Genomic DNA, 25,881 nt, shown 5'->3' with positions numbered 1-25,881 from the left:
GGCAGTCGGCTCAGGCGCCCTCGAGCAGCCGATCCACCTTGTCGCTGAGGTAGGTGAGAAATGGAGTGGCGCTCAGGGGCGCCCCCGTGACCTGGCTCACCAGCTCTTCGCCGTTGACGGAGCGCCCCAGGGGCCAGACGGTCTGAGCCAGCCACTGCTGGAGACGCAGCTCCTCGGCTGAACCCACCAGGGTCTCGATCGGCCCGAGCTGGCGCTCCATGGTCTCGGCCAGCTGGGCACTGATCAGGTGCCCGAGTGCGTAGGAGGGGAAATACCCGAACAGGCCCTCGGCCCAGTGGATGTCCTGCAGACAGCCCTCGGCATCCCGCTGGGGCCTGATGCCGAGCAGCTCGCCCATGCGGCGGTTCCACAGCTCGGGCAGCTCCGCCACCGGCAGCCCCTGCTCCACCAGGGCCAGCTCCAGCTCGAAGCGAAGCACGATGTGCAGGCCATAGGTGAGCTCGTCGGCTTCCACGCGGATCAGGCCGGGCCGCATCGGGTTGAGCCCCCGCCAGAAGTGGTGGCTGCCGCCCCAGGGATCGCCGCCCAGGGCCCTGGTGAAGCGGGGATGCCAGCGAGAGGCGAAGGCCTGGCTGCGCGCCACCCGGCATTCCCAGAACAACGACTGCGATTCATGCACCCCCATCGAGGTGGCTTCTCCCAGGGGCCAGGGGAAGTAATGGTCGTCGCCGCGGGGGAGCCCCTGTTCGTAGAGGGAATGGCCCCACTCATGGGCGGTGGCCAGAAAGGCAGAGAAGGGTTGACCGGGAACCACCCGGGTGGTGATGCGGAAGTCGGCCGGACCCAGGGTGCTGGAGAAGGGGTGGGCCGAGCGCGAGCGCTGGCAGCGGGAGGGGTCATATCCCCAGCTATCAAGCAGTTCCGCGCACAGGGTCTCCTGCAGCGGCTCGGGGATGGCCGTGGCCTCGGCGACCCCGGAAGCTTCCGGAGCGAAACCTTCCCCAGGGGAGAGTGAGCAGACGCGCTCCAGCAGCGGCGGGATTCCCTCGGCCAGGGGGACGAAGAGTTCTTCGAGGCGGGCCTTGCTGACATCGGGCTCGAACGGCTGCGCCAGGATCTCCCAGGGGCTGCGCCCCGCGGGTTCGGTATCCGCCAGCTGGGCGGCCTGCTCACGGCGGAGCTGCAGCAGCTCCTCGAGGGCGGGTGCAAAGACCTCGAAGGAATTGCTGCGTCTGGCCTCCTGCCAGACGGCATTGCCGCGGGACTGGGCCCTGGCGATCCGCTCCACCAACTTCGGGTCCAGGCAGCGCTGCCGCTCCAGCTCCTGGCGCAGCAGGCGGAGGTTGCGCACCGTGGAGGCCGGGGCTTGGCCGTTGATCTCCTCTTCGGCCGCCGCCACCAGATCGGCATAGACCTGACTGCTCTGACGCTCGTGCAGCTGGGTGGCCAGCAGGGCCAGCTGCTGGCCACGCCAGTCGGCACCTGCCGCCGGCATCACGGTGTTCTGGTCGTAATAGAGCGCGCTGTTGATCGATCCGAGCAACCGGGTCTGGTGCAGGTGCTCACGGAGACGCAGGAGGGCCTGACCCGGCTGGTGCATGGAAAGGAGGGTGAGTGGCCACAAGCATGGCGCTGCGGCTCAGCCACCGCTGAACAGATCTGGGTCTTGCCGGCGCAGTGAATCAGCCAGCTGCTGCCCTGAGCGTCTCCCAGTGCAGCTCCATCGCCACGGCAGCCTCGAGGCTTCGCTTCACAGGACAGCCTTCAGCGGCCCTGCGCAGCAGCCGCTGCTGTCCGTCGTCGAGGCCATCGGGCAGCGCCACCCAGACCGTGAGCCTCTCGATCTTCCTGATCCCGCCGCTGGTCATTCGTTTCTCCACCCGCGCGGTGCAACCCTCGAGCGGGATGGCGTGGCGTTCAGCCACGATCCCCATGACCGTCAGGATGCATGTGGCCAGGGCCGTGGCCACCAGGTCGGTGGGCGAGAAACGCTCCCCGAGTCCCTGATTATCGCTGGGGGCATCGGTGACCAGCTCGGAGCCGGAAGGGCCGTGGCTGGCGCTGCAGCGCAGGGACCCCGCGTAGTGGCAAAGAATCGTGGTCATCGTCACAGGGAAGGACGAACCGGCCTTCAACGTCCAGTGATCCTGACGGAGCCTCGGCTCTGCCGGGATGAACTGTCCCAGTCTCGGTAAGTTGAAGGGACAGGCCCTTGAACTGGCCTGCTGGTCGAGCTCCATGTTGCTGGCCGAGATCTTCACCAGCCGCGCTCTCAGTGAGCAATCCGCCGTGGCGGGGCTCTCCAGGGCGATCCAGCTCTCTGTGGCGCCTGTGTTCCTGCTCACGGGCATCACCGGTCTGCTGGGGATGTTCACCACCCGTCTGGCGCGGATCATCGATCGCACCCGTTTCATCCAGGAAGCGATGGAGCGCAGCGATCTGGCCCAGGCCAAGCGCCTGCGGGGCACCCTGGAAGTTCAGCGCCGCCGCACCTTCCTGATCAACCGCGCCATCCTCTGCACCACGTCCACCGCTCTGCTGGTGGCCGGGGTGATCGCCGTGATGTTCATCAGCGCCGTGGCGGCGTTGGATCTGACGGCGATCGTGGTGCCGGTGTTCGTGCTGGCGATGGCCTCGCTGATCATCGGACTGGTGCTCTTCCTGCTGGAAGTGCAGCTGGCGATCCGCCAGAACCCCCTCCGTTACTACTGAACTCCGGGGGCAGGTTGAACTCTGAGGGATTCCTGGAACAGGCGGCCCAATCACGCCAGGAGGTGATGTCTTTGCTGGCGAGCAGGAGCCTGATGGTGGCCAGTGGCCGCCGGCTGGTGATCTCCCTGCTCACGGGTGTGATCGGCGATCGCTGCCAGTGGTTCGGCTCCGCCACCGGGGAAAGCGAGGCGCTGCAGCTCCTGAGTGAGCGACAGCCGCAGTTGCTGTTCGTGACCCACCCCCTGCGCCCCGGCAGCGGCCTGGAGCTGGTGCGCCGCGCCAAGGCTCTCCATCCGGAGCTGCCCTGTCTGATCCTGCTCGAGGAGGAATCACCGCCCCTGGTCCGTGCTGCCCTGGAAGCCCGCTGTGACGGCATCTGTGCCGATCGCGGCGTGGGTTTCGGCCATCTCGTGGCAGCCACCCGCGCCGTGCTCGGCGGAGGGTTCTACATGGAGCCCCAGCTGAGGGATCTGCTGGCCCTGTCCTGCCGCACCAGCCGGGATCCGGCAGGGCCAGGCCTGAGTGAGCGGGAACAGGAGGTGCTGGAACTGGTGGTGCGGGGATACCAGAATCCACAGATCGCGTCACGCCTGCACCTGTCGGTGGAGACGGTGCGCAGCCACCTCAGATCAGCCTTTCAGAAACTGGGGGCGAGCGGGCGAACGCAGGCTGCCGTGATGGCGGTCTGCCAGGGCCTGGTGAGCTGGCATCTCGAGGAGCTGAGCTGAGCACCGAGAGGGGTCATTGGCGCCGGCAGTAGCCACCTCCCACGTTCATCCAGCCGGAGGGGCAGGCATCCCCTTTGGTGGGAGTGACGGTGTAGGTGGTTGCACCAAGAGTGCTGCATTTCCCGTTGAACAGATCCACGTAACCCAGTGGACACATGCTCTTGAGTTTGGGCACCACCTTCTGAGCCTGGGCAGCCGCCACGAAGCCCCCGATGGCCAGGGGGATGGCCAGGCTCAGCAACCACAGCCACCAGCGGCTGGTCCCACCGCTCCGCCCCGCGATCCGTACGCGAGGAGCGTGGGGGGTAGGCGCAGCAGAAGGCATTGCTGGGGGTTGCAGGACGTGTCATGAGCCTAAGTTTGGGAAGCATGCCCATGAGCCCAGCAGGCGTGCGGCTCTGCAACAAGACGCGACTCGGGCGCAAGCGATGGGTGACGGCCAAGCTTTGGTCGACAACCGGAAGCTGCGCCTGTCCCGTTTCCCGCCGTTTCCAACCCATCCTCCCCCGATGTTGCGCCAGCACCTGGACCGGCTTGAGCTCACCACCACCGGCGAGGAATTTCACGATCTGACGGGGCAGCTGGAGGCAAGCCTTGCTGCCACTGGACTGCGGCTGGGCGTGCTCCACCTGACAGTCCTCCACACCAGCTGCAGCCTGACCATCAACGAAAATGCCGACCCCCGGGTGCTGCAGGATCTGGCGGCCTACCTCCGCGCTCTGGTGCCCCAGGAGGGAGTCCGTCCGATCAGTGGGGAGGGTCCTCTGCGGGCCTGGGCCCACGACGACGAAGGTCCGGATGACATGCCGGCCCATGTCCGCACCGCCCTGACGGCCACGAACCTCAGCCTCAGCTTCGAAGAGGGCAGGTTGCTGCTGGGACGCTGGCAGGCGGTTTACCTGTGGGAACATCGCAGCCGCCCCCACCGCCGCCAGTTGAGCGTCCACTGGATCGGCAGCTGATCGGACTGTGCGCCCTCAGTGACGGCCGCGATTGGTCAGGGCTGCGCTGATCTGCGCTCCCACCACCACCGAAGCAGGTTCTCCGTAGATGCCAACGGGGCGTTCTGGGGAGGTGTCATCGACGGCTGACAGGCCGGAGACGATTCCAGCATCAATGGAGATGCGACCGGGGCCGTTGAGCAGAATCGCCAGGCTTCCCCCGAGATAGAGCACCACAAGCTCGAGCAGATAGATGTTGAATCCGCTGGTCAGGATGTGGTGATAGCCAGCCACAGCCATCGTTCCAACCAGGGCCAGCGCGCCGATCGGAGTGAGAAATCCAAGGATCACAAACCAGGAACCGAAGATTTCGCAAAGACCGGCCAGATGAGCCATCACGAGCGGAAATGGCAGATGCAACGGCACCAGATAGGCGGAAGCGAAGCTTTCAGGATTGGCCAGCTTCTCCTGGCCGTGGTGAATCATCATCGTGCCAATCGCCAGGCGCAGGATGAGAAGGCCGGCGCTGGTAAAGACGTCGTGTTTGAGAAAGTAACGGCTCAGGAAGCTGGACATCGGATCTGGAACGGAGACAGGGAGTGGGGGAGAGATCAGAACGGCGGTGATGGCTGCGGCCGGACCGCCCGAGGCTCTTAGTTCTGCGGGTTGGTAGGCCTGGAGAGGCTGTAGGTCCAGAGCGCCACGCATGCGCACAGGAAGCCCAGAAACACTTCGAGCAAGTTGAGAGTGGTCATGGCTTGGAGAGCGGATCCACCCCAGCATGGCTCGCCGGATTAAGAAATGTGAGGAGCCCCTCTCGTGACGCCGCAGGGGGTCTGTCCACGGAGCGGACGCTGACGAGCCATGATGGTTACATTCCGCAATGTTTCCATGACGGTCGGAGAGCTGTTCATCGAGTCCCTCTCCAGCGGCGTGATCACCCCCCTCGAGCTCGACTGGGTGGTGGCGCAGCAGCCCTGTTTTTCTCGGGTCGAGGAGGCCACAGCCCTGCGACTCGGCCGTCTGATCGATCAGGGAAAAATCCAGCTCGGCTGCCGTTTGCCCCTGGCCAAACTGCACAATGACGTCATCCGTGAACACTGGATCGAACCGCTCGGCCGCCATCGCCACAACAGGAGAAGCGAAAGCCAGCCCGGCAGATCTTTGTGAGCCTTGCCAGGGTTGTCAGAAGACAGTGTCTGCAGCAGCCTTGAAGACCTTGGGTACGGCGAGTACCCCATAGCGTGATCGGCCATGGCGTGGGATCTGGTACTGGCCATCGGCATCCCGATCGCGCTGCTGCTGGTCGCCACCGGGGTGCTGGAGCGCTGGGGAGAACTTCTGCCGCCCAGGCTCCAGCACCTGTCCAATCGATCGTCCTTGATCTGGAACACCGGAGTCGGCCTGATCATTGCGCTGTCGCTGCTGCGCTGGCTGCTACAACGTTGACGACGGCGCTCATCACGACGACATCAAGCAACCGTCAGGCCAAGGCCGTCCCGCTCTGCAGGGCAGGGAAATGAAGGATGAACGACTAATAATCAATCTTGATGAGTTGGTCGAAGCGGAACGGCTCCTGCGTCCTGGGTCTTGAATCCAGGTCCTGGTTCAATTTGATGCTTTCGACCTCGATGTCAAACCCAGTGGTCTGAGGATCGCAACCCTGGGAGCGAAGCTGCTGGCGTTGCCTCTCAGCCATGGCATCGATGGATCGGGCAGCACTGGCGCCAAGTTGCTTCAGAAGCTGCGCTGAACGCTGAATGCAGTCCTGAGTCTGAGCGGTGGCAGGTACTGCCATTGATGTGAAACAACAGCTGATGAGGACTAAAAGGCTTTTCAAGAATCCATGACCAGGCGTGGATCCATTAAAGCGCCCACCTCAAACGTCGATCAGGTCGCGGGACCTATCAGGGAAGTTGTCCGCTCGGGGTGCTGAGCTGAGCACCGAAATTGAGTGTCCTGCGGGTTGAGGTTCAGTGTCCCCGCGGCCGAGGTGTCGTTGTCATCCATGGCTATCTTTGGTCGGGGTTGGGACGTCCGGCCCCTGATCGCGGCTGTTGCCGTTCGCTTGACAGAGGGGCGCCCTCGGACAGCCACGGGGGCCTGGATTGTTGAGGGTCAAGCCGCGACAGGTTGCTGGGGACGGGGATGGTTGATGCTCACAACCCGTGGCAGGCTCCAGTCACGGATGTGACGACTCCAGCGCTGCGAATGCTTCTGCCGAGCCTCTTCGTAGGTCTGCTGACGGATCGCGCAGATCGCATCCGCCTGGCCGTAGTGCCGCTGATTGGGCGTCACATACTTGATGCCGCTGTGCCGGTGCTCAGCGTTGTACCAGTCGACAAAGCCTTCCACCCAGGCTTTCACCGAGAGCAGATCCCGGAATCGCCTGAGCGGATCACTCTGGTGGTATTAACCGCTCGGCGAGACTGCGTCTACATCGTGCGGAACCACGATTCGGCATAGGCGTTGTCGTTGCTCACGCGCGGCCTCGAGAACGAGAGTGACACACCCAGCTCCGCCATCTTGGCAGCCAATGTGAATGATCGCATGGGGGCGCCATTGTCCGAGTGAACGACCGCAGCAGTCTCCTTGCTGATTCCTTCATCGCGGCAGACGCGATCAAAGAATGCGCTGGCCAGCTCGCTGCATTCCCGCTCGTGCACTTCCACTCCAAGGATGCGGCGGCTCCACACATCCAGCACCATGTAAAGGTAGAAGAACTGACCTTTCGCCGGGCCAGGCAACAGAGTGATATCCCATGCCAGCACTTGATGGATGCCTGTTGCCTCCAGCACCGGGACTGGCCTTGGCTCGCGGGGAGATCGGGCCCTGCCACGATGATTCAGAAGGCCTTCCTGCCGCATGATGCGATAGATCGTCGACTCTGAACCCACATCCACTCTCTCCTCAGCAAGAATGGCTACGATCTTACGCCGTGAATCTGTGAGCCACTTCACATGGGGCACCCTTGCGGCGATCCACCCTGAATCCCTGGTCGCTGATATCAAGCCCCCAGCGCCGCAGAGTGCGTGAACAGGTGCCGATCAGATCTACAACAGCCTTGATGGAAGCTCCTGCATGGAGGCCTTCATAGAGAAAGTCCATGGCTTTATTTCTCTGCTCTGGCGGAATCAGGACTCCTCTTCTCGCAGCCAAAGCTGATCGATTTTTTTTGAGAGCAACCGCTTCGCGGAAGCGTTCCGCTACAGCAATGTTGCCGCCTCCGAAAGAGCTTTTTCTTTCTGCGGCCAGCTTGTCCGATGCGCCCCACTGCTCAGGCGGCAGCTGGTGGCCGGCACCAGCTGCCCCTCGTTCTGCCACTGCCTGCGCCAGTTGTAGAGGGTCTGGGTGGTGATCCCGGTGGAGCGGGCAATCTCCGCCACGCTCCCCCGGTTGGGCGGGCTCATGCGATCGCGGATCTCGGCCCGCATGGCCTGGTCATAGATCGGTTTCATGGTCCTCGGTTTGGCCCCCTGGTGGATGGGTCAGACCGAGCGGCCTTCTTTCCTGACGCAGGGGGGGAGGGTGTTCTGTCCTCTGCGGTGATCTGGCACCTGTTTGGATAGGACCATTGAGCAGGGGCCTCAAGGGGAGTGACCATGAACGACCCCGGAGGTTCGATCAAAGCCCAGGCCCTGGAGCTGCTGGCGGAGCTCACCACGGCCGAGAAGCTGGCGCTGCTCGACGGTGACACCCCGTTCTGGTCCGGCATGGCGGATATCGCCCTCGATCAGGCCTCCCACCGCCATCCCTGGCCGGCGGGGCAGGTGCCACGTCTGGGCCTGTCGGGACTTCAGTTCGTCGACGGCCCACGTGGCGTGGTGCTTGAAGGTGGAGCCACCACCTTCCCGGTGCCGATGGCCCGGGGTGCCTGCTGGGATCCCGATCTGGAGGAACGCATCGGGGAGGCCATCGCTCGCGAGGCCAGATCCTTCGGCGCCAACTGGGTGGCCGGCGTGTGCATCAACCTCCTCCGCCACCCCGGCTGGGGCAGGGCTCAGGAGACCTACGGGGAGGACCCGGTGCATGTGGGCGCCATGGGCGCCGCCATGACCCGGGGGCTGGAGCGCCATGCCGTGGCCTGCGTCAAGCACCTCGCTCTCAATTCAATCGACAGCTCCCGGTTCCTGGTCGACGTGCAGGTCAGCGAGCGGGTGCTGCACGAGCTCTATCTCCCCCATTTCCGCAACTGCGTGGAGGCCGGCGCCGGCTCGATGATGAGCGCCTACAACCAGGTCAACGGCCTCTGGTGCGGCCAGCACCCGCAGCTGCTGCGGCGGATCCTCAAGGAGCGCTGGGGATTCACAGGCTTCGTGGTCAGCGATTTCATCTTCGGGGTGCGAGATGGCGTCGCCGCCCTGCTGGCCGGCCAGGACCTGGAAATGCCCTTCCGAATGGTCTTCGCAGGCTGCCTGCCCGAGGCCGTGGCCGACGGCCGGGTACCGATGCGCTGCGTCGACGAGGCCGTGCTGAGGCTGCTGCAGGTGCAGCTGGGCGTGCCCCCAGGGGCCTACCCCGCCTCGCGGCGCTCCTGCGAGCAGCACCTGGCCCTGGCCCGCGAGGCGGCCACCAGCTCGATCGTGCTGCTGCGCAACGAGGGGCAGCTGCTGCCCTTCACCGGCCTGACCTCGCTGGCCGTGATCGGCCGACTGGCTTCGGTCGCGAATCTGGGGGATCGGGGATCCTCAGACACCAGGCCACTGCCCGGAACAGTGGTGACGCCGTTGGATGGCTTGCGGGCAGCGGCTCCTGAGCTGCGAATCGAGCAGGCCAGCGGCAGCAACCCCCCAGAAGCAGCGGAGCTGGCGGCGCGGTGCGACGCCGCTGTGGTGGTGGCCGGTCTGGACTGGCGCCTGGAGGGGGAGCACATCCACCCGGGGGACATCGCCCCGATCCTGCGCCTGGTTCCTCCGCCCGCCTGGATGCTGCGCCTGCTGGGGCGGCGCCGGCTGATGCCGCTGTGGCGTCCGGTGGCCGACCTGCTCGCCTGGATCACCAGCTTCGGCTCAGCCCGCCAGGGTGGCGACTTTGCCGCCGGTGATCGCACCGACCTGAGCCTGCCCGCGGATCAGGTGGCCCTGATTCGCCAGGTCGCCACCGCCAATCCACGCACCGTGGTGGTGCTGATGGGCGGTGGCGCCATGCTCATGGAGGAATGGCGGCAGCTGGTTCCTGGCCTGCTGCTGCTCTGGTACCCGGGCGAGCAAGGGGGGGCGGCCCTGGCCGATGTGCTGTTCGGGAAGGTGTCGCCCTCCGGCCGGCTCCCCTTCTCCGTGCCCACCCAGGCCACCCACCTGCCGCCCTTCGAACCCCGGGCGAGGCGGGTCGTCTACGACCTCTGGCATGGCTACAGGCGCCTGCAGCGTGACGGCCATCCGGCGGCGTTTCCGTTCGGCTTCGGGCTCTCCTACAGCCGCTTCACGGCCTCCGACCTGACAGCCGAGCTCCAGCGCGCGGATAGGCAGATGGATCAGCTGCGAGCGAGCGTCACCGTCACCAACACAGGCCAGGTGGAGGCGGCCGAGGTGGTGCAGCTGTACCTGGAACCACCCGCTCGGGAGGTCGAGCGTCCGGCTCGAAACCTTGTGGCCTTTCAGCGCCTGCTCCTGGGAGCCGGAGAAGCACGGCGCATCACCCTGGCCGTCCCCCTGCGGGTCTGCGCCAGGTTCGATCCGGCCCAGGATGGCTTTGTGACCGAAGCTGGCCTGCACCGGCTGGTGCTGGCCAGGCATGTGGAAGACGAGGGCCTGGCGGTGGCGCTGGAGCTGGAGGCCGGGCTCGTCTGCCCCTGAGGGATGCCGCTGTCGTGCCTTTCTCATCGCTGCCGGCTGGAGAGGGGCTTGCTCGAGAGCCTCCTCAGAGTCCTGCCCAGGCGCAGGCGGTTGTAGCGCTGCAGCAGCAGGCACGGGAGGTTGAACAGGGTCGCGAAGACCAGATTGATCAGCACCCCAGACGGTGGCAGCCACAGAACCGTGACCATCCAGGCGGGCCAGAGCGCCCAGTGCACCAGCTCCGCCCGACGGGTCTCCAGGCTCAGCCGTTGCAGGGCCAACGGGTCCCTGCGGGCCAGGCTCGCCTTGCTGACGCCCCCCGGCAGGGCATCGCCGGCATCAGGAATCCAGGGCTTCCAGATCCGGATCCCCAGCCAGCGTTCGTAGATCCGCAGAGGGACCGCACTCTGGTGGTCAGGCTGACAGGGATCACGCCAGCCAAGCAGCCGATCCGGCAGCTGATTGGCGAGCGACCCGATCACGATTGACCACAGCAGCCACAGGCTGACCGAGGCAGCCACCGCACCCCACCCTCTGAGTGTTCCCATCAGCGTGTGCTGAATGTGCGACCCTTCCAGCGCACCTCGCCCCGCTCGAGGTTGACGATCGCCTGCAGAAACACCCCGAGGAAAAACAGGACAGGGACTGGAAAGAGCAGATTGATCCAGGAGAAGCGTCCGATCAGTCGGGTGATCACCAGCAGCTGGAGCACATAGGCCCCGTAGACCAGAGCGTTGCTGAGCACGGCCTGATCACCCACCAGTGGCCAGCCCAGCAGGGAGGCAGGCAGGCACCAGGCGGCCCAGAACAGCCCGGAGAGCCAGAGCACCACCGCCAGCATCCAGCTCCAGCGCACTTCACCGGCGGCCGTGGCGAAATTCTTGTTGAACCCCACCACCATGTCGCCAAGACCACCCGGATACATGCGGTAGGCGATCTGGCCATGGCCGAGGAACGCACTCACCGGCAGATCCACCTGTTCATAGGCATGGGCCAGAAACCAGTCTTCGACCACCTTGCCGGCGACGGCCGCGTGACCGCCGCTGCGCTCGTAATCGACGCGGCTGGTGGCCATCGCAGGCCCGAAGGCCACCCCACAGCCCGCTCCCAGGGGAACGGCCATCAGCCCCACCAGGTTGAACAGCAGCGAGAGCTGCTCATAGGGCTTCTCGGTGCGGTGGTAAGGCTGGACCGTCACCAGTCCACCGAGCTGCTGATGAACCGCCACCAGACGCTCGAGGAACTCAGGTCCGGGTTCGGTGTCGGCGTCGAGAAACACCAGCAGCTCACCACGACTGGCCAGGACACCGTTGTGCAGCGCCCAGGTCTTGCCGCACCAGCCCTGCGGTAACGATGGCGAAGCGCGCACGCTCACGGGGAGGCCGCTGCGGGGCTTGATGGCGATGGCGTTGGTGCGATCCGTGGAGTGGTCATCCACCACGATCACCTCCAGGGGCCTGAGGCTCTGTCGGGCGAGACCATCCAGCAGATGCGGAAGGGTGGACTCCTCGTTGCGGGCGGGGATCATCACCGACACGGTGGGCGGGTCCACCGGGGAGCCGGCGGGGAGCACGGGAAAGCGCAGGCCCAGGACCCAGCCCAGCAGCCAGCGCACCACGATTGAAACGCCAACCCAGCCCATCGACAACCGAACCGCCGGACTCATCAACCCTATGGGCAGAGGGACTCTGCCCACCTGCATCACACCCGGAGCAATTCCTGGGCCAGGGGTCTGATGGCGGCCTGATCACGCAGCAGCTGGGGGTGTGTGGCCACCGGCAGCTGCGTGCGAGCGCCGATCGGCAGGACGGCGCGCCATCCCGGCAGCACGGCCAGATCTATGGCGGAGTAAAAGCTGTGGCACTCGATCCTGTGGAGGGTGTCGAGGTTGCCGTTCAGATGCGACAGCAGGCCGCTGCCCCACTTCAGACCGGCGATGCCCTTGAAGACACGCCCGGACCATGGCTGGGCCGTGAGCGTTCCCTGCTGGGGGCTGCCAACACTGATGAAGCGCCGGGTGCGCTGGTGTCCCCCCAGCAGCTGGATCCAGGTGCGGGCGATGACGCCCCCGATCGAAAAACCCAGCAGGTCGATCGGCTGCTCCATCCCCAGGGTTGCCTGAATGTGGCCACCGAGCAGTTCAGCCGCCTGCTCGATCGGAGTGAGACCGAAGCGCAACGGCAGGGCAGGAATCAGTAGATGCGGTCGTCGCTCCCCCAGCGCCTGCCGAAGCCTGCTGAACACCGCTGGGCTGTCCAGCAGCCCGTGAACCAGAACCAGGGGTCGACGAGAAATCGGAATGCATCCAGTAGCCACAACCCCATTCAAGACCGCGGCACCCTGAAGCCTGCTGGCCTCGAAGGGTGGATCTCCCCCCTCAGCCTCCTGAACAGCCTCCTCAGTGGAGCTGGCCTCCTCCTCGAGTAAACACAGGGCCTGGAAACGCAGGGCCATCAGTTCCTCATACAGAGGGTTGAGGCCATGGATCCAACGACTCCTCAGGAAGCAGACGGGCCAGCTGGTCATCGAGGATGACCTGTTGCTCGACGCCGAAGACCTCATCACTGAGCGCCATCTGCCTGAGGGCTCCATCAGCGTGGCAGGTCAACGCGTTACTCGGGCTGGGAGGGTGGATCGAGATGGCGCTCCGGTTGCTGGTTGCCATTCGCCGTTCTCCATGGCCTGCCGACGATGCCACAAAAGGACAGGTCAGGCTTCAGACCCTGAGGGACTGGGAATTAAAAGCCTGGGAAGCAATAGCCCTGAGCGAGCCTTGTAGGATTCGAAGCCAGGATAGCGCTGCAGAGACTTGTCTTTCCTGAGCATATTTGGAATGAAGACTCCAGCAATGAACCCTCCCAGAACAGCAAAGGGAATCCAGCTTGATGCCAGCATCGCAAAGGCAAAATAAATCAGAATCTCCCCTAAGTAATTTGTATTCCGACAGCGCGCAAAGAAGCCCTCTTCAATCAGACCAGACCTGTATTTCAGCGTATAATACTTTTGAGCATCACTGCTGTAGTGCAAGAATATTCCCAAGATGCAGATCGCCACTGCCGCCGCGATCAACGGCAGAGATGGCTCAATACGGCTGCTGATGAGAATGAATGGGGCGATCCAATACAAGCTGATCACTCCGAAGCCGAGAACACCTGTCAGCGATGAAACCTCCTGCTCCCATTGCCTGTCAGGGTAGATTCTGTCTTTTAGCAGCCACAGGATTCCATAAGTCCCGTGGAGAGAAAGATACACCCAAGGACCAACTGTAAAATTCTGATAGGCAATCATCAACCCAAGGACAAACACAGGCGTAGCCCCCTTGTGCAGATTGATAAAATGCTTGATCTTCATGGCTTCGGTACTGAGGGCTTCTGACTTAACTCTAGCAAGAATGATTGCTCAGGCCCCGGTTGTCACCTGCAGATGCCTGGAGATGGATGGATTGCATTCAACCGCCCTTGCCATCGATCATCACGCCGAAGTGCGCGGCGATCCAGGGAACCTCTCTATCCACCTGCGATCCTTCAACGACACCTTCGATTCAGTGAAGCTACCGGAAACCAATAACATCATCAGCAACTTGATCCGAACAAGTACCGGCCACCATTCGGCTCCTCGCGTAGAACTCGTCGTGTTCCGGAACGGACCGGGGACGGGATTCGAAAGGGTTACCGCCCCAATCCGTGACATCGACATCTCCGTGACTGTCACTCCGTGATGGAGGGCGAGACTGATGCTGGTGCGCAGACTCGTAAGGCAGGAACGGTTCCGCTCTGACGCATGGCCGTTGCGGAGGCCCTGGATGCGCACGGTGATGGTCGGGATGCTGCCAGGCCAGAGCTCCCCCTCCAACTACGGCGCCGTCATCGCCCTCCGATCCATCCAGGCTGAGGCTCTCCCGCCTGGGGCCTGGCCGACGCCGGTTTCTTACAACCGGCTCAGCAGCTCCTTCTTCTTCTCGGTGAATTCCGCCTCGCTCAGCACCCCCTTGGCCTTGAGCTCACCCAGACGTTCCAGGGCGCTGATCACATCCCCGCTGGAGGTGGGGGTTGCAACTGGCGCTTCCACCACCGATTCGGCCGGAGCCGGGGCCGATGCACTGGAGGGGATTTTCGGGGAGAACGGTGGCAGGCTCGAGAGACTCACCGTGCCCTCCGGCGTGGAGAACATCACCTCGGTGCTGCCGCTGGCCTGGGCGATCCCGTTGATCGGATGCTTGCGGGCATCCAGCAGGCTGAGGGTTCCGTCATGCTCCACGGCCAGGCAGCCCGAATCGGCGAACCAGGCGTAACGCAGGTTGTTCTGAGCGCCGGTGGCGCTGGGGCTGCCCAGATCCGCAGGCCACCAGCTCTCGAATCCAGCCATGGGCTGCATCGCCATTGGTTGCATCGGTTGCATCGCCATCGGGGTCATGGCGGTGCCGGCGGAGGACTGTTGCTGCCCGCCGCCGTAGCTGCTCTGCTGCTGGCTGCCCCCATGGCTCGATTGCTGCTGGCTGCCGCCGCCCATCGAGGTGAGGCTGGAGAGACTCACCGTGCCGCCCGGGGTTGCGAAAACCACGGAGCCGCCGGCGCCCTGCTGCTGGGACAGGCCGGCGATCTGATGATGGCCTGTGTCGTACACCGACACCTGGCCGTTCGACTGAATGGCCAGCCGGCCGGCGCTGGGAAAGAAGGCGTAGCTCATGTCGTTCTGGCTGCCCACCGCTGCAGGGGCGCCCAGCTCGGCAGGCCACCAGGTGTCTCGGGGATCAGGCACGAACAGGGGCGAACCACCGCCTGTTGAGGCCATGGGGGCCATCGCCGGCATCGCCGACGCGGTGGCCCAGCCGCCGCTGCTCTGGGCCTGGAAGTTTCCCGTGCTGGCCGGTTGGGGCTGGTGGCCGCCAAGCTGTGCTGAGATCGCCTGGCAGAGACCATCCACCCGCACCTTGAGGGAGTGGTTGAACATGTCGCTGACCATCAGCATCCCCCCCCGCATCCACTGGCCGGAGCCGGCGAACTCCGGATGGTCGAACTGGGCCATGGCGCCTTTGCCGCGCAGCATCGCCAGCATCATGTGGGTGACGGCGTCCTGACTGAACCCGTACTGACGGGCCAGGTCGCTGGCGACTTTCCGGCCTGCATCGGTGATCTGTTCCATGGCGTGGGCGGGTCTGTTGGCCGTGTCTGAAGGAATTCCGGAAATGCTGAGTTCATCCCCGACCCTGCCCTGCGATGGGGCTGTGTCGTTCCCGAAAGACCGATCCAGCCTGATCAATGGGCATGAGGCGAACCGGCCGGTTCGAAGCGGACCTGGCGGGGTTGGGGGTTCGGTTGCTTGTGCGGGAGGTGGTGGCTGACGCTGCTCCCGTACCGAATCGATCGGCTCTGCCGATACGACGAATCAATCCATTCCTGAACCTTCAAATTACCATTCGGTTGCTGCCATGGTCCTGATTCGAGCTGGGGCCGATGCGGGCGCAGCAGGCCCAGGGCTTCCCCAACAGCGGCTCGCTCAACTGCAGGCAGGATTCAGCTGAGCAGGGCCAGCTCCTCCGGGAACGGCGTGGTCCTGAGCAGCGCGCTGAGCCCGAGCCGTTCCCTCCACGTGGCGATGGGCTCCTCCCATCCCTCCTCCCAGCGCATGGCCAGCAGGGAGGCGCCGACCTGTTCAGCGAGCTCCAGGCCGAAACGGATCCCTCTCCAGATCAGGGCGCTCTGATCGGGGTTCTCCATCGCATGGAACATCCAGGCGGAAAGGATCGCCCCAGGGCCGAACTCATTGAGGGCGGCGGCGTAATAGACGGCGCCGGCAGCTTCTCCCGCCACGGTCACCGGTGTGGCGAACACGGTGTGATGAACGTCATGGGTGGTGAGCCGCCTCTGCTGCAGGTAAGCGCCATCGTCGGCTTCTCTGGGGCAGGCGAGGGGCGGGAGACCATGCAGGCCGAGCCGGTCGAACCGCTCCTGATACAAACGCCCGAGGCTTCCTGGCGGCATGGCGCGCAGGCGCTCGGGTTCCGGCCACTCCCCCTGGTAGCGCTCAGCCGCGAGCGCCACCAGGGAAGGATCCTGCAGAAGCCGACTGCGCGTGATCTCCCCGAGCGGTGAGTCGTTGAGGATCTCCATCACCGGCAGACCTTTCACCACCACCGTGGCCGGATCTCGGGCCGTTTCCAGCAGGGCCACGGCAGATCTGAGGGCGCGACGGCGCAGGTTGGAGTCAATTCTCATCCTTGGACGCTCAGCCGGGATCCACGTTTCATCATGACGGGCTCCACCTGTGCACGCAGCTTGGGAGGCCTGCCGGACCGCTTCGATCTGGACCATCCGATGCGCCGCTATGACCTGCGGCAGACACTCACCCCGCGATGGTCCTCACCCTGATCCTGGGCGATCAGCTGCACCGCGACTGGTTCACCTCCTCGGCGCTGCAACTCGCGGCCGGCAGCCGGGTGCTGATGATCGAAGACCTCGCGGTGGCCTCCACCTACCGGTACCACCAGCTGCGATTGCTCCACACCTTCGTGGCGATGCGCAGCTTCCGCGACGCGTTGATCGAGCGGGGCCTGGTGGTGCGCTACTTCGAGCTGCCCGCCTCGGCGAGTGTTTCGTTCTGGGAGCGGCTGGCGACCGAGCTGGACGATGGCCGGGAGCTGCAGGTGGCGGAGGTCGCCGACCGCAGCTTCGAGGCCAGGCTGCAGCAGTTCTGCCGGGAACAGGGGCTGCGGCTCACCGTTCTGCCCTCGCCCGCTTTCCTCGAATCCGTTGCCGACAGCCGCACCTGGTTCGAAGGGCGCCGACGCCCCTTCATGAAGACCTTCTACGAGCGCCAGCGCCGACGCCTGGGGCTGCTGCTCGAACCCGACGGCAGCCCCACGGGGGGGCGCTGGAGCTTCGATGCCGAGAACCGCCGCCGGCTGCCGAAGGGCTACGAGGAACCGCCGTTACCGGCCGTGGTGGCCAGCCCCCATGAGTCAGCCGTGCGGGCGCTGGTCACCACCCACTTCGCCGCCCACCCCGGGCAGCTGGGCCCGCTGTGGATTCCCTTTGATCACGCCGGGGCCCAGGCCTGGCTGCAGCGGTTTCTTCAGGAACGACTCGATGGATTCGGGCCTTATGAAGACGCCCTCAGCCAGAGCCGCGACACCCTGCACCATTCCCTGCTCTCTCCCCTGATCAACATCGGCCTGCTCAATCCGGCCGAGGTGATCGCGGCCACCCTGGCCCATGTGCAGCAGCGGCAGGAAAGCCAGCAGCCGGTGCCGATCGCCTCGCTGGAGGGATTCCTGCGCCAGGTCATCGGCTGGCGCGAGTTCGTGCGGGGCATCGATCGCATGCACGGCGAACGCCAGGCCGAGGCCAATTTCTGGAACCACCAGCGGCGGCTGGCGCCCTGCTGGCACGACGGCAGCACCGGTCTGCCGCCCCTGGATGCGGCCATCGGGCGGGTCAACCGCCTGGCCTACAACCACCACATCGAGCGGCTGATGGTGATCAGCAACCTGATGCTGCTCTGTGAGATCCATCCACTGGAGGTGCACCGCTGGTTCATGGAGCGCTACCTGGATTCCTACGAATGGGTGATGGGGCCGAACGTCTACGGCATGGGTCAGATGAGTGACGGCGGGATCTTTGCGACCAAGCCCTACATCTGCGGCTCCAACTACATCCTCAAGATGGGCGATTTCAAGCGGGGCCCGTGGTGTGAGATCTGGGACGGGCTCTACTGGCGTTTCATCGACCGCCACCGGGCCTTCTTCCAGTCCAACCCGCGCCTCTCGATGATGGTGCGCCTGCTGGACCGGATGGACCCGCAGCGGCGGGATGGATTGAGCGCCAGCGCCGAGGCGTTTCTGGAGCGCGCCACGATGGTCGTGCCGTGACCGTCGCGTTGCTTGTGACCAGCTCCGATCCAGCCAGCAGCGAGGCACGTCTGCCTGCACCCGCTCCCCTGCTCAAGCGGCTGGCGGGAGTGAACGGGATGGGGGCTGGCAAGCGCCGCCTCGTGCTGCTGCTCAGCCAGCTGGGGGATTTCGACAGCCTCGAATACGCCCAGGCTCTGGTGCCGGTCCTGCCGCAGCTGGAGTCTGCCGGCATCACCGTGCTGGCGATCGGCATCGGCGACGAGGCGGGCCGCCAGCGCTTCTGCGCCTTCACGGGGTTTCCACTCGAATGCCTCGAGGTGGACGCCGAACCCGAGCTGCATCGGGCCCTGGGGCTCTACGAGGGCCTGCGACAGATCGGCGGGCCGTGGCCGAACCTGCTGCTGATGTGTGCCGGCATCGGTTCCCCCGGCACCCTGGCCGAGGTACTGCGCGGCTACACGGGCGATCGCAGCGCTCCCGAGCGGATCGGCGATGAGGAGACCATCCAGGCTGGGCCCTTGCCGCCGCTCAAGGGGTCGTTCTTCGCCAGAGCAGGCGGGACCGGGTTCCAGCGACCCTTCGAGCTGGCCACGGTGCGCCTGCGCAACATGAGCGAGGTGCTGGGCCATTGGCGCACCTACGTGCCGCGCGACGACTTCCTCACCCAGCGGGGCGGCACCTTTCTGCTCGAGGCCGACGACACGCTGCTCTACAGCCACCGGGACCGCGGCATCCTCGGCTTCTCCGCAACCATGGCAAGGCCGCTCAGTTTCCTGGATCCTTTCCTCGGCTGATCAGGCCAGATCCAGATCCAGCGGCAGCTGGATCTGCTGATCGCCGGAGCCTGCTGGCATGGATCGGCGACGACGCCTGCCACCGCTGGCCGCCAGGCCGGAGCGGCGGGATCCGTGCCTGTGCTGGATCGCATCGGCCAGCTCCGTGAAGCCCAGTTCCTGCCGCCGGGCCCAGATCCTCTCCCGGGCGGCCCGGGCGGCGGAGGCGGGTTCCACGATCGGAAGGGGGTAGTGCTCACCCAGCACACAGCCCAGGCGCTGCTGGGTGGGCACCGCCATCGTCCACGGCTCATGGAGGTGCACGGCCGGCACGGCGGCCAGTTCCGGCAGCCATTGGCGGATGAAGGTGCCAGCCGGGTCTTGATCCTGACCCTGCTTGATCGGGTTGTAGATCCGGATCGTGTTGATGCCCGTGGTGCCCGACTGCATCTGGCACTGGCTCCAGTGGATGCCGGGCTCGTAGTCGACGAACAGGCGCGCCAGATGCAGCCCGCTCTCGCGCCAGGGCAGCCACAGGTGGTAACTGGCCACTGACATCAGCATGGCCCGCATGCGGAAATTGATCCAGCCCGTGGCGATCAGGGCCCGCATGCAGGCATCCACGAACGGCAGCCCGGTGCGCCCCTCGGCCCAGGCCGCCAGCCGCTCGGGGTCACTGCTGCGCAGCCCGGCGGTGAGGGGATGGAGCTCGCGGAACTCCAGATCCGGCTGGCTTTCGAGCTTCTGGATGAAGTGGCAGTGCCAGTGCAGCCGCGCCTCGAAGCCCACCGGCACGACGCGACGCCGGCGGCTGAGCTGCACCACCTCACGCATCGACAGGGTGCCCCAGGCGAGGTGGGGCGACAGGCGCGAGCAACTGGCGAAGGCCGTGCACGGGCTGGACAGCTCACGGTGGTAGCGAGCCCCCCGCCCGTTCAGAAAACTCTCGAGAAGCGCCAACCCCTCCTGCCTCCCCCCGATCTGCCGGCCCGGGCAGGGGTCAGCCGCCAGCCCAAGCTCGTTGGCCGAAGGAATCAGGCCAGGATCGAGGCTATCCAGCGGCTGCAGGGCCTCCGGCGGCGGAGCCATCGGCTCGGCCATGCGCGCCTCCCAGCGGCGCGCCCAGCCGTTGCGGCCACCCAACCGGCGGATCACGCCGAAGCTGGGGATCTCGATCCAGGGGATGCTGTGGCTCCTGGCCCAGTGGGCCACGCGCCGGTCGCGGGCATAGTTCCAGCCGTTGCCGGTTTCCTGATGGCTCCAGAGGCCCGCAACTCCGAACCGGTGGCGGGCCCGCTCCAGCACCTCCTCAACCTGGCCGGTCCGCACCACCAGCGGCTGGCCCAGCCCGGCCAGGGCCCGGCGCAGATCCTCCAGGCTCTCGGCGGCGAAGGCCCACTGGCGGGCAGAGGCATCGCTCTGCCGCCAGAGCTCCGGCTCCACCACCACCAGAGGTAACACCGGGCCAAGCAGGCTGGCCTGCAGCAGCGGCTGGTGATCGACCACCCGCAGATCCCGCTTGAACCAGACGACCTGTACCGGGCCCATGGCCGCGACCGTAGCCATCCCCTGACGTCAACCGGGGTCCTGGAGAATGCGCCTCATCGCGCCTGATTCAGCCATGCATCGTTCCCGTGCTCTGCTCGCACTTGGCCTGTTTGCGGCTCTGCTGATCGACCTGATCAGTCATCCACAGCTGACTGCTTTCAGCGCTGAGCCCGAGACGGTCGCGGCATCACCTGTGCGGGGGTCCGTGGCGATGATCAAGGGAGAGGGCGGAAATATCGGGGTGCTCACCGGCTCGGAAGGCACTCTGCTGGTGGACTCCAAATTTGCGCGGTTGGCCGTGCCCGTGCGGGCGGCCGTCAGATCTTTGGGCGGTACAGATCCGTCCTGGCTGGTCAACACCCACTTCCATCACGACCACACCGACGGCAACGCAGGCTTTGCCCGCAGCGGCGCCACGATCGTGGCCCAGACGAATGTGCGCAAGCGTCTGGCCGAGGGCTCCAGGATCCCGGCATTCGAGAGGGTGACCCCACCAGCTACGCCCGAGGCCCTGCCGGTGCTGACCTTCGAGAACACACTGCGGCTGCACATCGATGACGAGACCATCGACCTGTTGCACCTGCCTGGCGCTCACACGGACGGCGATGCCATCGTGCACTTCAACACAGCCGACGTGATTCATACCGGTGATGTGTGGTTCAACGGCATGTATCCATTCATCGACACCACCAATGGCGGCAGCCTCTCTGGGGCGATCGCCGGAGTGGACCGTGTTCTTGTCCTCGCGGGGCCGCAAACCCGCATCATCCCCGGGCATGGAGCCGTGGGGGGCAAAACTGAGCTGCAGAGCTATCGCACCATGCTCGCCACCGCCAGCAAGCGTCTTTCGGCTCTGAAACAGCAAGGATTGAGCGCCGAGCAGGCTGTAGCTGCCAAACCCCTGCAGGATCTGGAGGAAAACTGGGGTAAGGGCTTGTTCACAGGCGACCGCTGGATCGCCGTGATCTGGGAGGGGGTGTGAGGTGATGCCTCAGCCGTGGCCAGCGGCGCTGAGGGACTTGGTGCTCAGCAGAATCTGCTGATCGAGACAGGGGCAATCTTTGATGCTTCTTCTGAGTGTGCTGTGGCTGGCCTTTTCCTCTGACATGTATATGGCATAGGGTGGAGAAGAGAGAGAAGCAGCGATATCAGCAGGCAATTCCTAAAATCATTCAATCAACTCGAATCAAATAAAATGGAACTATACACCGCCCAGATCCTTGAGACACTTGCCGTCTTGCTTGCCTCCGCTGTGGCAAGACGAATCATCGTTGCAGCCATCAAAGCCGCTCAGCGAAAATACTCATACGGAAAACCCAGGGCCACAGTGATCACAAAGATTATAGACTTTTTGCTATTCTTTGTGATTGTCGGTGGCTTTCTCTCAATCTGGGGCGTTGAACGATCTGAGCTGATCTTCTTCGTATCATCAATGCTGACAATCCTTGGAATCGCATTCTTTGCGCAATGGTCAATTTTATCAAATATCACATCAACGATAATCATCTTTTTTGGCCATCCCGCAGGCATTGGCGATAAGGTGAAAATTCTTGATGTTGAATTCGCCGTAGAAGGCACGATCCTCGATATTGGGCTATTCTTTGTCGTTTTACAGGGTGGCGACGGATCTGTGCTCTCCATTCCAAACAACTTGTTCATGCAAAAAGCAGTTGTCAGACAAAGGAGATCGAAGCCCAGTTCCAAGACAAAAGAAACTTGAGGCAACAATTGCCTCTGTATCAGTCGTTGATGCGACGGGATTCCTCCAGGATAAGAACAGCAACGCACTCTCTATGAAAAGCACCTGGTGGCTGTCTGCCAGCTTCCCCTCACAAGAGGATCAACTCAAAGTGAACAACCTGTCCTTACACCTTGCCAGTCGGGAGGTCCGTTCCTAGAGCAAGGGTATCTGCTGCGGGTGTCCATGCAACTCCGAACCAAAAACCTTTCCCAACGCCTCGTTCTCGGTGGTGTTTCGGCCCTGCTGTGCGCGACCCTGCCACTCCAGGCCCAGGACCGCGTGCCGGTCGAAGCGGTGCGCGCCATCAACATGGCCCGCACCCGTGCTGTGAAGATCAACGGAGGGCTCCAGGCCTACCGCCCGGCCAGCTGCATGTTCGCCACCGCTGATCCCGACAATCCCTGCCTGATCAGCAACGACAGCGATGGTTTCATCTTCCGCTTCATGGGTGGCCCCCCCGCCTGGCAGGAGAGGGACCTGCCGCCCACCCTGGAAACGGAGATCCAGATCTCCCCGGACGGCCGCGTGGTGGAGGAGTTGATCTACAACGGGCCACCCCGTTGATCGGGCCGCCCCGCTGTAGCACCCTGGGCCGCGTTACTTGCGTGCTTCGAGAATCAGGTTGAACGGCGTTTCAGCGGCGCGGCGCACACTTCTGAAGCCAGCCTCCCGCAACACTTCAGACAATCGAGGTTCGCCGGCCTGGGCGCCAAGGGCCAGGCCGACATCCTGATCTCCTGATCGCGCTACTTTGACCAACTCCAGGGATGGTTCAGCAGACATGTCGCCCCAGACTGGGTGCCCCATGTGCGGGCCATGAACGACCTGCTGCGCCGCGGAGATGCCGTGAACCAGATGATTCAGGTGACCGGCGAGGAAGGGGTCACCATCGAGAATTTCATTCTCTATCAGAAGTCTCTCTTCATCGACATGGTCTATCTCCAGCAGGACGCTTACGATGAGGTGGGCTCCAGCTGTCCGATCGAGCGACAGAAAACTTCGTTTGATCTGGTCTGCAGGCTGATCGACCGCACCTATCCATTCGACGACAAGGCAACTGTGCGAGACTTATTCACCCGTTTAACCGGGCTGTACAAGAACCTCAACTACGCCCCCGATGGATCGCCCACCTACACCAGCTATTTGGAACAGATTCACGATCTCGCCGATGCCCATTCACAGCCGAGCGCCGAAGCTGACCCTGCCTCACGATCTGCCCCTTAGAGAGTAGACTTCAGGAGAGTTCGGATCAAGCAGGTTTTCCAAGCAGCGCTTCTCGTTGACTGAGAGCAACCTCCAATGTCACGATTGGAAACCGAGAGCGACACAATCGCTCCAGAGAATCCCGCAGTTGATCCACCTCTGAAGAGACCATGGCGCGATGGGGATCGAGGTAGAGGATGCCCTGCAAGGCCCTGCCCGAAGGGAACAGAGCTAAATCCACAAGGGTGATATCCAGAGCAGTGAGCTCAGGCGAAACATGGTTGATCACCTGGCGTTGAATGCTGGGATGGGCTGACTCTCCTCCCAACTCAGCGACAGAAGCCATCAGGCTGCGCAGAGGTGATCTCACCAACAAGCCGCAAAGCACCAACACAACGATGGCATCACTGATCGGGATGACCCACTCCAGTGGCGTGGCCGAGAGCAGAGGCGTTAAGGCGAACGCAACACCAACACCAGCGCTGATCCCGGCATCAAGCAAAGCCCCCCGCCCTTCAATCGCTAGCAACCGACTCTGCCGGCCTCCTCGCAGCCAGTTGCGATGGTGGGTGGCGGCCATCACAAGACAAAGAGCCACCATCAGCACGGAGCACGGAGTAAGGGACAATCAGGTCAAAACGTGGTGGAACGGCACCATCCGCATTGATCATGTAACTGAGAATCCTTTCGATCGATGAGATCGCAGCGAATGCAATAATGCCCAGAAGCATCAGTGAGCGCCCACCCAGGTAGATGGTCTCTAGGGACCAGTACCCGAATGGATAGCGACGATCCTGCGGTCGGCCAAGGCTTCCGCTCAACCTCGCAGCCACAATGATGGCCATTGCATTAAGCCCGGATACCAGCCCGTCAAGGGCCAGAGCCTGGGCCTGGGTCCACCAGGAGGCCAGAATCCCGGCCACACCCATCAGAAGATTCAAGCCGGTGGCGGTCCGCATCGACCGCCGCTCGCTAGTGACTTCATGCATGGCGGTATCAGGATCGACGGCTCAGGATCAGGAACTGCCACTCCTGTGGCATCAGAGAGGTTGGGTGCACAACATGGAGTTGTTCCAAATGATTGGCCAGCCAGGGTTCCTCGCGCAAGGATAGATCCAAGAGGATCGCTTTGAATGACGACACCGACCTTGCCGCCCCCGAGCAGGCGAAAAAGGAAACAGTGAAAATTCAATGATGACCACAAAAGGATTCACTCACGCCGTCTGGCTCAGACGCTCCTTGATGGGCCTTCGCGTCTGATCTGACCTGGTCGTGGCCGAGATGGGCAAGGCCACGGGTGGGCGAACCAGGGCCTTGCAAGGGGGATGGGCCTCAACACCAGCGCAGATGCCTAAACATGACAGCCGATCCAAGCCTGACCTTGGCTTGCCTGCAACCGGGGGGGGAAACTATATCCTTCAGGTGGATTTGCTTGATGGCCAAGACCGATGGCAACCCATGGAACCAGACCCAATGGTTTCGCAACAGCCTGCTGCTGCCTCTCTGGTTCCTGAATGCCTGGGTCCTGCTGCAGATTCTCGGCTATCTCCATCCCTTCCTGACGCTTTTCACCCTGGCGCTGGTGCTGGCCATCATCCTTGACCTCCCCAGAGGCCGCCTGGCGAGGTGGGGGCTGAGCAAAGGACAAAGCCTTCTGGTGATCTTGCTTGTTGCCGTGGTACTGGGCGGTGGAGTCATTGCCCTGCTGTTGCCCTTGCTGGCCAGCCAGTTGAAGAAACTGATCAATGACATGCCGACCTGGATCGATTCAACCCAGGGTTTGCTGTCCCGCCTCCTGGAGCTGGACTGGATTCAGGATACATCGATCAATCCAGACAATCTGATGACACTGGTCAGCCAACACTTGACGGCAGCCACTGAAACTCTGATCGGGTCACTACCCAGTCTTCTCGATGCTGGGATGAGTGCTGGACTTGGGCTGTTCATCACCATCATTCTGACGGTGTTCCTGCTGTTGGGCGGGCCTGCTGCCTGGAATGGGGTCACAGAGTGGTTGCCAGTCTGGTGGCGATTCCGGATTCGCAGTGGTCCACCCAAACGCCTTCAACAATTCATCCATGGCCAACTGATTCTGGCGGTGGGATTCAGTGTTACCCTTGCTGTGGTGTTTGGTCTGATTGGAGTTCCGTTTGCACTGTTGTTTGGCTTCTTGATCGGACTGTTCAGCCTGCTCCCCTTCATGGGTGCCATTGCCCAGCTGAGCGTGAGCCTGTTCCTGATGCTGCACGACTTTTCCATGGGGATCACCGTCTTCGTAGTCGCGTTTGTTCTTGGTCAGATCCTCGACAACATCATTGTTCCCAGGGTCATGGGCAGCCTGGTGGGTTTGAATCCACTCTGGCTTTTTTGACCCTCTTTCTGGGGGCAAAAATCGCCGGCCTGCCTGGAATTCTGGTGGAGATTCCGGTGGCAAGCATGGTTCAAGCCCTCGGCGACGACTGGCGGTCTTCCAACCCCTCATCCGATACACCGAGATCGGCTGAATCACAAGCCTGAGATCGAACACCACCCTCCTGACGGTGTGGACCTGGATCGCTCCGATCCCGGCTGTGTGCTGCATGCACTGTTGCCGGACATTCATCCCTGCATGGAGCACCAGTCTTGAACTACCCCATGGGGACGGCAGTGGC

General features: G+C 63.6%; 30 protein-coding genes and 1 pseudogene. 14 read left to right on the top strand and 17 right to left on the bottom strand.

The window, feature by feature from the left end; translation table 11 throughout:
• Window positions 1-10 precede the first annotated feature (10 nt).
• Entirely contained in the window at window positions 11-1,561 is a 1,551-nt protein-coding gene (locus FPZ61_RS04805) for a carboxypeptidase M32 (RefSeq protein WP_185465211.1), read from the bottom strand.
• 82 nt (window positions 1,562-1,643) lie between these two features.
• Window positions 1,644-2,066 (bottom strand): OsmC family protein, encoded by a 423-nt coding sequence (locus FPZ61_RS04800; protein ID WP_185465210.1) that lies wholly within the window; start codon window positions 2,064-2,066, stop codon window positions 1,644-1,646.
• Window positions 2,067-2,199: 133 nt separating this feature from the next.
• Between FPZ61_RS04800 and FPZ61_RS04795 the strand changes: the two genes are divergently transcribed.
• Window positions 2,200-2,673, top strand: coding sequence for a DUF2721 domain-containing protein (locus FPZ61_RS04795; protein ID WP_185465366.1), 474 nt, complete (start codon window positions 2,200-2,202; stop codon window positions 2,671-2,673).
• A 65-nt stretch (window positions 2,674-2,738) separates the two neighbouring features.
• Entirely contained in the window at window positions 2,739-3,401 is a 663-nt protein-coding gene (locus FPZ61_RS04790; protein WP_185474759.1) for a response regulator transcription factor, read from the top strand.
• A gap of 13 nt (window positions 3,402-3,414) precedes the next feature.
• On the opposite strand, the gene FPZ61_RS04785 is transcribed toward FPZ61_RS04790, so the two are convergent.
• Window positions 3,415-3,648: a hypothetical protein gene (locus FPZ61_RS04785; RefSeq protein WP_185465365.1), complete on the bottom strand. Its 234-nt coding sequence runs from the start codon at window positions 3,646-3,648 to the stop codon at window positions 3,415-3,417.
• Between the two features lie 262 nt (window positions 3,649-3,910).
• Between FPZ61_RS04785 and FPZ61_RS04780 the strand changes: the two genes are divergently transcribed.
• Complete coding sequence (locus tag FPZ61_RS04780) at window positions 3,911-4,363, top strand: secondary thiamine-phosphate synthase enzyme YjbQ (RefSeq protein WP_185465208.1); 453 nt, start codon at window positions 3,911-3,913, stop codon at window positions 4,361-4,363.
• Between the two features lie 15 nt (window positions 4,364-4,378).
• Here FPZ61_RS04780 and FPZ61_RS04775 read toward each other — a convergent pair whose 3' ends face one another.
• Window positions 4,379-4,918 (bottom strand): DoxX family protein, encoded by a 540-nt coding sequence (locus FPZ61_RS04775; protein ID WP_185465207.1) that lies wholly within the window; start codon window positions 4,916-4,918, stop codon window positions 4,379-4,381.
• A 315-nt stretch (window positions 4,919-5,233) separates the two neighbouring features.
• Between FPZ61_RS04775 and FPZ61_RS04770 the strand changes: the two genes are divergently transcribed.
• Complete coding sequence (locus FPZ61_RS04770; protein ID WP_185465206.1) at window positions 5,234-5,512, top strand: hypothetical protein; 279 nt, start codon at window positions 5,234-5,236, stop codon at window positions 5,510-5,512.
• A gap of 84 nt (window positions 5,513-5,596) precedes the next feature.
• Window positions 5,597-5,791 (top strand): hypothetical protein, encoded by a 195-nt coding sequence (locus FPZ61_RS04765; RefSeq protein ID WP_185465205.1) that lies wholly within the window; start codon window positions 5,597-5,599, stop codon window positions 5,789-5,791.
• Between the two features lie 669 nt (window positions 5,792-6,460).
• On the opposite strand, the pseudogene FPZ61_RS04760 reads toward FPZ61_RS04765, so the two are convergent.
• The 3 genes and pseudogenes from FPZ61_RS04760 to FPZ61_RS04750 all read right to left on the bottom strand — a co-directional run.
• A pseudogene (locus tag FPZ61_RS04760) lies at window positions 6,461-6,721 on the bottom strand (IS3 family transposase); the annotation flags it as partial.
• 56 nt (window positions 6,722-6,777) lie between these two features.
• Window positions 6,778-7,302, bottom strand: a complete 525-nt coding sequence (locus tag FPZ61_RS04755) for a DDE-type integrase/transposase/recombinase (RefSeq protein ID WP_185474758.1) — start codon at window positions 7,300-7,302, stop codon at window positions 6,778-6,780.
• A gap of 246 nt (window positions 7,303-7,548) precedes the next feature.
• Window positions 7,549-7,800, bottom strand: a complete 252-nt coding sequence (locus tag FPZ61_RS04750; protein WP_185465202.1) for a transposase — start codon at window positions 7,798-7,800, stop codon at window positions 7,549-7,551.
• Between the two features lie 144 nt (window positions 7,801-7,944).
• Here FPZ61_RS04750 and FPZ61_RS04745 point away from each other — a divergent pair, with 144 nt between their 5' ends.
• Window positions 7,945-10,137, top strand: a complete 2,193-nt coding sequence (locus tag FPZ61_RS04745) for a beta-glucosidase (RefSeq protein WP_185465201.1) — start codon at window positions 7,945-7,947, stop codon at window positions 10,135-10,137.
• Window positions 10,138-10,160: 23 nt separating this feature from the next.
• On the opposite strand, the gene FPZ61_RS04740 is transcribed toward FPZ61_RS04745, so the two are convergent.
• The 4 genes from FPZ61_RS04740 to FPZ61_RS04725 form a co-directional block, all read right to left on the bottom strand.
• A complete protein-coding gene (locus tag FPZ61_RS04740) occupies window positions 10,161-10,637 on the bottom strand; it encodes a hypothetical protein (protein ID WP_370593369.1) in 477 nt (158 codons plus the stop codon).
• A gap of 26 nt (window positions 10,638-10,663) precedes the next feature.
• A complete protein-coding gene (locus tag FPZ61_RS04735) occupies window positions 10,664-11,782 on the bottom strand; it encodes a glycosyltransferase family 2 protein (protein ID WP_255441374.1) in 1,119 nt (372 codons plus the stop codon).
• Window positions 11,783-11,817: 35 nt separating this feature from the next.
• Window positions 11,818-12,642 carry a Mo-dependent nitrogenase C-terminal domain-containing protein gene (locus FPZ61_RS04730; RefSeq protein ID WP_185465199.1) on the bottom strand — a complete coding sequence of 275 codons (825 nt, stop codon included), beginning with the start codon at window positions 12,640-12,642 and terminating at the stop codon, window positions 11,818-11,820.
• Window positions 12,643-12,825: 183 nt separating this feature from the next.
• Window positions 12,826-13,467 (bottom strand): isoprenylcysteine carboxylmethyltransferase family protein, encoded by a 642-nt coding sequence (locus tag FPZ61_RS04725; protein WP_185465198.1) that lies wholly within the window; start codon window positions 13,465-13,467, stop codon window positions 12,826-12,828.
• An 82-nt stretch (window positions 13,468-13,549) separates the two neighbouring features.
• Between FPZ61_RS04725 and FPZ61_RS04720 the strand changes: the two genes are divergently transcribed.
• Entirely contained in the window at window positions 13,550-13,834 is a 285-nt protein-coding gene (locus FPZ61_RS04720) for a hypothetical protein (protein ID WP_185474757.1), read from the top strand.
• Between the two features lie 209 nt (window positions 13,835-14,043).
• On the opposite strand, the gene FPZ61_RS04715 is transcribed toward FPZ61_RS04720, so the two are convergent.
• Together FPZ61_RS04715 and FPZ61_RS04710 are read right to left on the bottom strand one after the other, a co-directional pair.
• On the bottom strand, window positions 14,044-15,258 hold the full coding sequence (locus FPZ61_RS04715) for an SHOCT domain-containing protein (RefSeq protein ID WP_185465196.1): 1,215 nt from the start codon (window positions 15,256-15,258) through the stop codon (window positions 14,044-14,046).
• Between the two features lie 371 nt (window positions 15,259-15,629).
• Complete coding sequence (locus FPZ61_RS04710) at window positions 15,630-16,331, bottom strand: Coq4 family protein (protein ID WP_185465195.1); 702 nt, start codon at window positions 16,329-16,331, stop codon at window positions 15,630-15,632.
• Window positions 16,332-16,468: 137 nt separating this feature from the next.
• On the opposite strand from FPZ61_RS04710, the gene FPZ61_RS04705 reads away from it, so the two are divergent.
• Both FPZ61_RS04705 and FPZ61_RS04700 read left to right on the top strand, forming a co-directional pair.
• Window positions 16,469-17,983 (top strand): cryptochrome/photolyase family protein, encoded by a 1,515-nt coding sequence (locus FPZ61_RS04705; RefSeq protein ID WP_185465194.1) that lies wholly within the window; start codon window positions 16,469-16,471, stop codon window positions 17,981-17,983.
• A 98-nt stretch (window positions 17,984-18,081) separates the two neighbouring features.
• Window positions 18,082-18,759, top strand: coding sequence for a peroxiredoxin-like family protein (locus FPZ61_RS04700; RefSeq protein ID WP_185465362.1), 678 nt, complete (start codon window positions 18,082-18,084; stop codon window positions 18,757-18,759).
• Here the strand turns inward: FPZ61_RS04700 and FPZ61_RS04695 are convergent, their stop codons facing one another.
• Entirely contained in the window at window positions 18,760-20,286 is a 1,527-nt protein-coding gene (locus FPZ61_RS04695) for an FAD-binding domain-containing protein (RefSeq protein ID WP_185465363.1), read from the bottom strand. It lies immediately after the preceding gene.
• A gap of 73 nt (window positions 20,287-20,359) precedes the next feature.
• Between FPZ61_RS04695 and FPZ61_RS04690 the strand changes: the two genes are divergently transcribed.
• From FPZ61_RS04690 to FPZ61_RS04680, 3 genes are all read left to right on the top strand, one after another.
• On the top strand, window positions 20,360-21,268 hold the full coding sequence (locus FPZ61_RS04690; protein ID WP_255441372.1) for an MBL fold metallo-hydrolase: 909 nt from the start codon (window positions 20,360-20,362) through the stop codon (window positions 21,266-21,268).
• Between the two features lie 213 nt (window positions 21,269-21,481).
• The gene (locus tag FPZ61_RS04685; protein ID WP_185465192.1) at window positions 21,482-22,006 is read left to right on the top strand and encodes a mechanosensitive ion channel domain-containing protein; all 525 of its coding nucleotides are present in this window, start codon (window positions 21,482-21,484) and stop codon (window positions 22,004-22,006) included.
• A gap of 204 nt (window positions 22,007-22,210) precedes the next feature.
• A complete protein-coding gene (locus tag FPZ61_RS04680; RefSeq protein ID WP_185465191.1) occupies window positions 22,211-22,591 on the top strand; it encodes a hypothetical protein in 381 nt (126 codons plus the stop codon).
• Window positions 22,592-22,624: 33 nt separating this feature from the next.
• Here FPZ61_RS04680 and FPZ61_RS04675 read toward each other — a convergent pair whose 3' ends face one another.
• On the bottom strand, window positions 22,625-22,810 hold the full coding sequence (locus FPZ61_RS04675; protein WP_221629790.1) for a hypothetical protein: 186 nt from the start codon (window positions 22,808-22,810) through the stop codon (window positions 22,625-22,627).
• A gap of 33 nt (window positions 22,811-22,843) precedes the next feature.
• On the opposite strand from FPZ61_RS04675, the gene FPZ61_RS04670 reads away from it, so the two are divergent.
• Window positions 22,844-23,251, top strand: coding sequence for a hypothetical protein (locus FPZ61_RS04670; RefSeq protein WP_185465190.1), 408 nt, complete (start codon window positions 22,844-22,846; stop codon window positions 23,249-23,251).
• A 25-nt stretch (window positions 23,252-23,276) separates the two neighbouring features.
• Here FPZ61_RS04670 and FPZ61_RS04665 read toward each other — a convergent pair whose 3' ends face one another.
• Together FPZ61_RS04665 and FPZ61_RS04660 are read right to left on the bottom strand one after the other, a co-directional pair.
• Window positions 23,277-23,810, bottom strand: coding sequence for a hypothetical protein (locus FPZ61_RS04665; protein WP_185465189.1), 534 nt, complete (start codon window positions 23,808-23,810; stop codon window positions 23,277-23,279).
• Window positions 23,746-24,189, bottom strand: a complete 444-nt coding sequence (locus FPZ61_RS04660) for a cation transporter (protein ID WP_185465188.1) — start codon at window positions 24,187-24,189, stop codon at window positions 23,746-23,748. Before FPZ61_RS04660 ends, FPZ61_RS04665 begins: the two co-directional genes overlap by 65 nt.
• Before the next feature lie 476 nt (window positions 24,190-24,665).
• Between FPZ61_RS04660 and FPZ61_RS04655 the strand changes: the two genes are divergently transcribed.
• Window positions 24,666-25,601 carry an AI-2E family transporter gene (locus FPZ61_RS04655; RefSeq protein WP_185465187.1) on the top strand — a complete coding sequence of 312 codons (936 nt, stop codon included), beginning with the start codon at window positions 24,666-24,668 and terminating at the stop codon, window positions 25,599-25,601.
• Window positions 25,602-25,881 lie beyond the last annotated feature (280 nt).

Origin of the sequence: Synechococcus sp. BSA11S (genome assembly GCF_014224355.1) — a bacterium.
GTDB lineage: Bacteria > Cyanobacteriota > Cyanobacteriia > PCC-6307 > Cyanobiaceae > Regnicoccus_A.
This window is presented reverse-complemented; position numbering and strand designations above follow the sequence as displayed.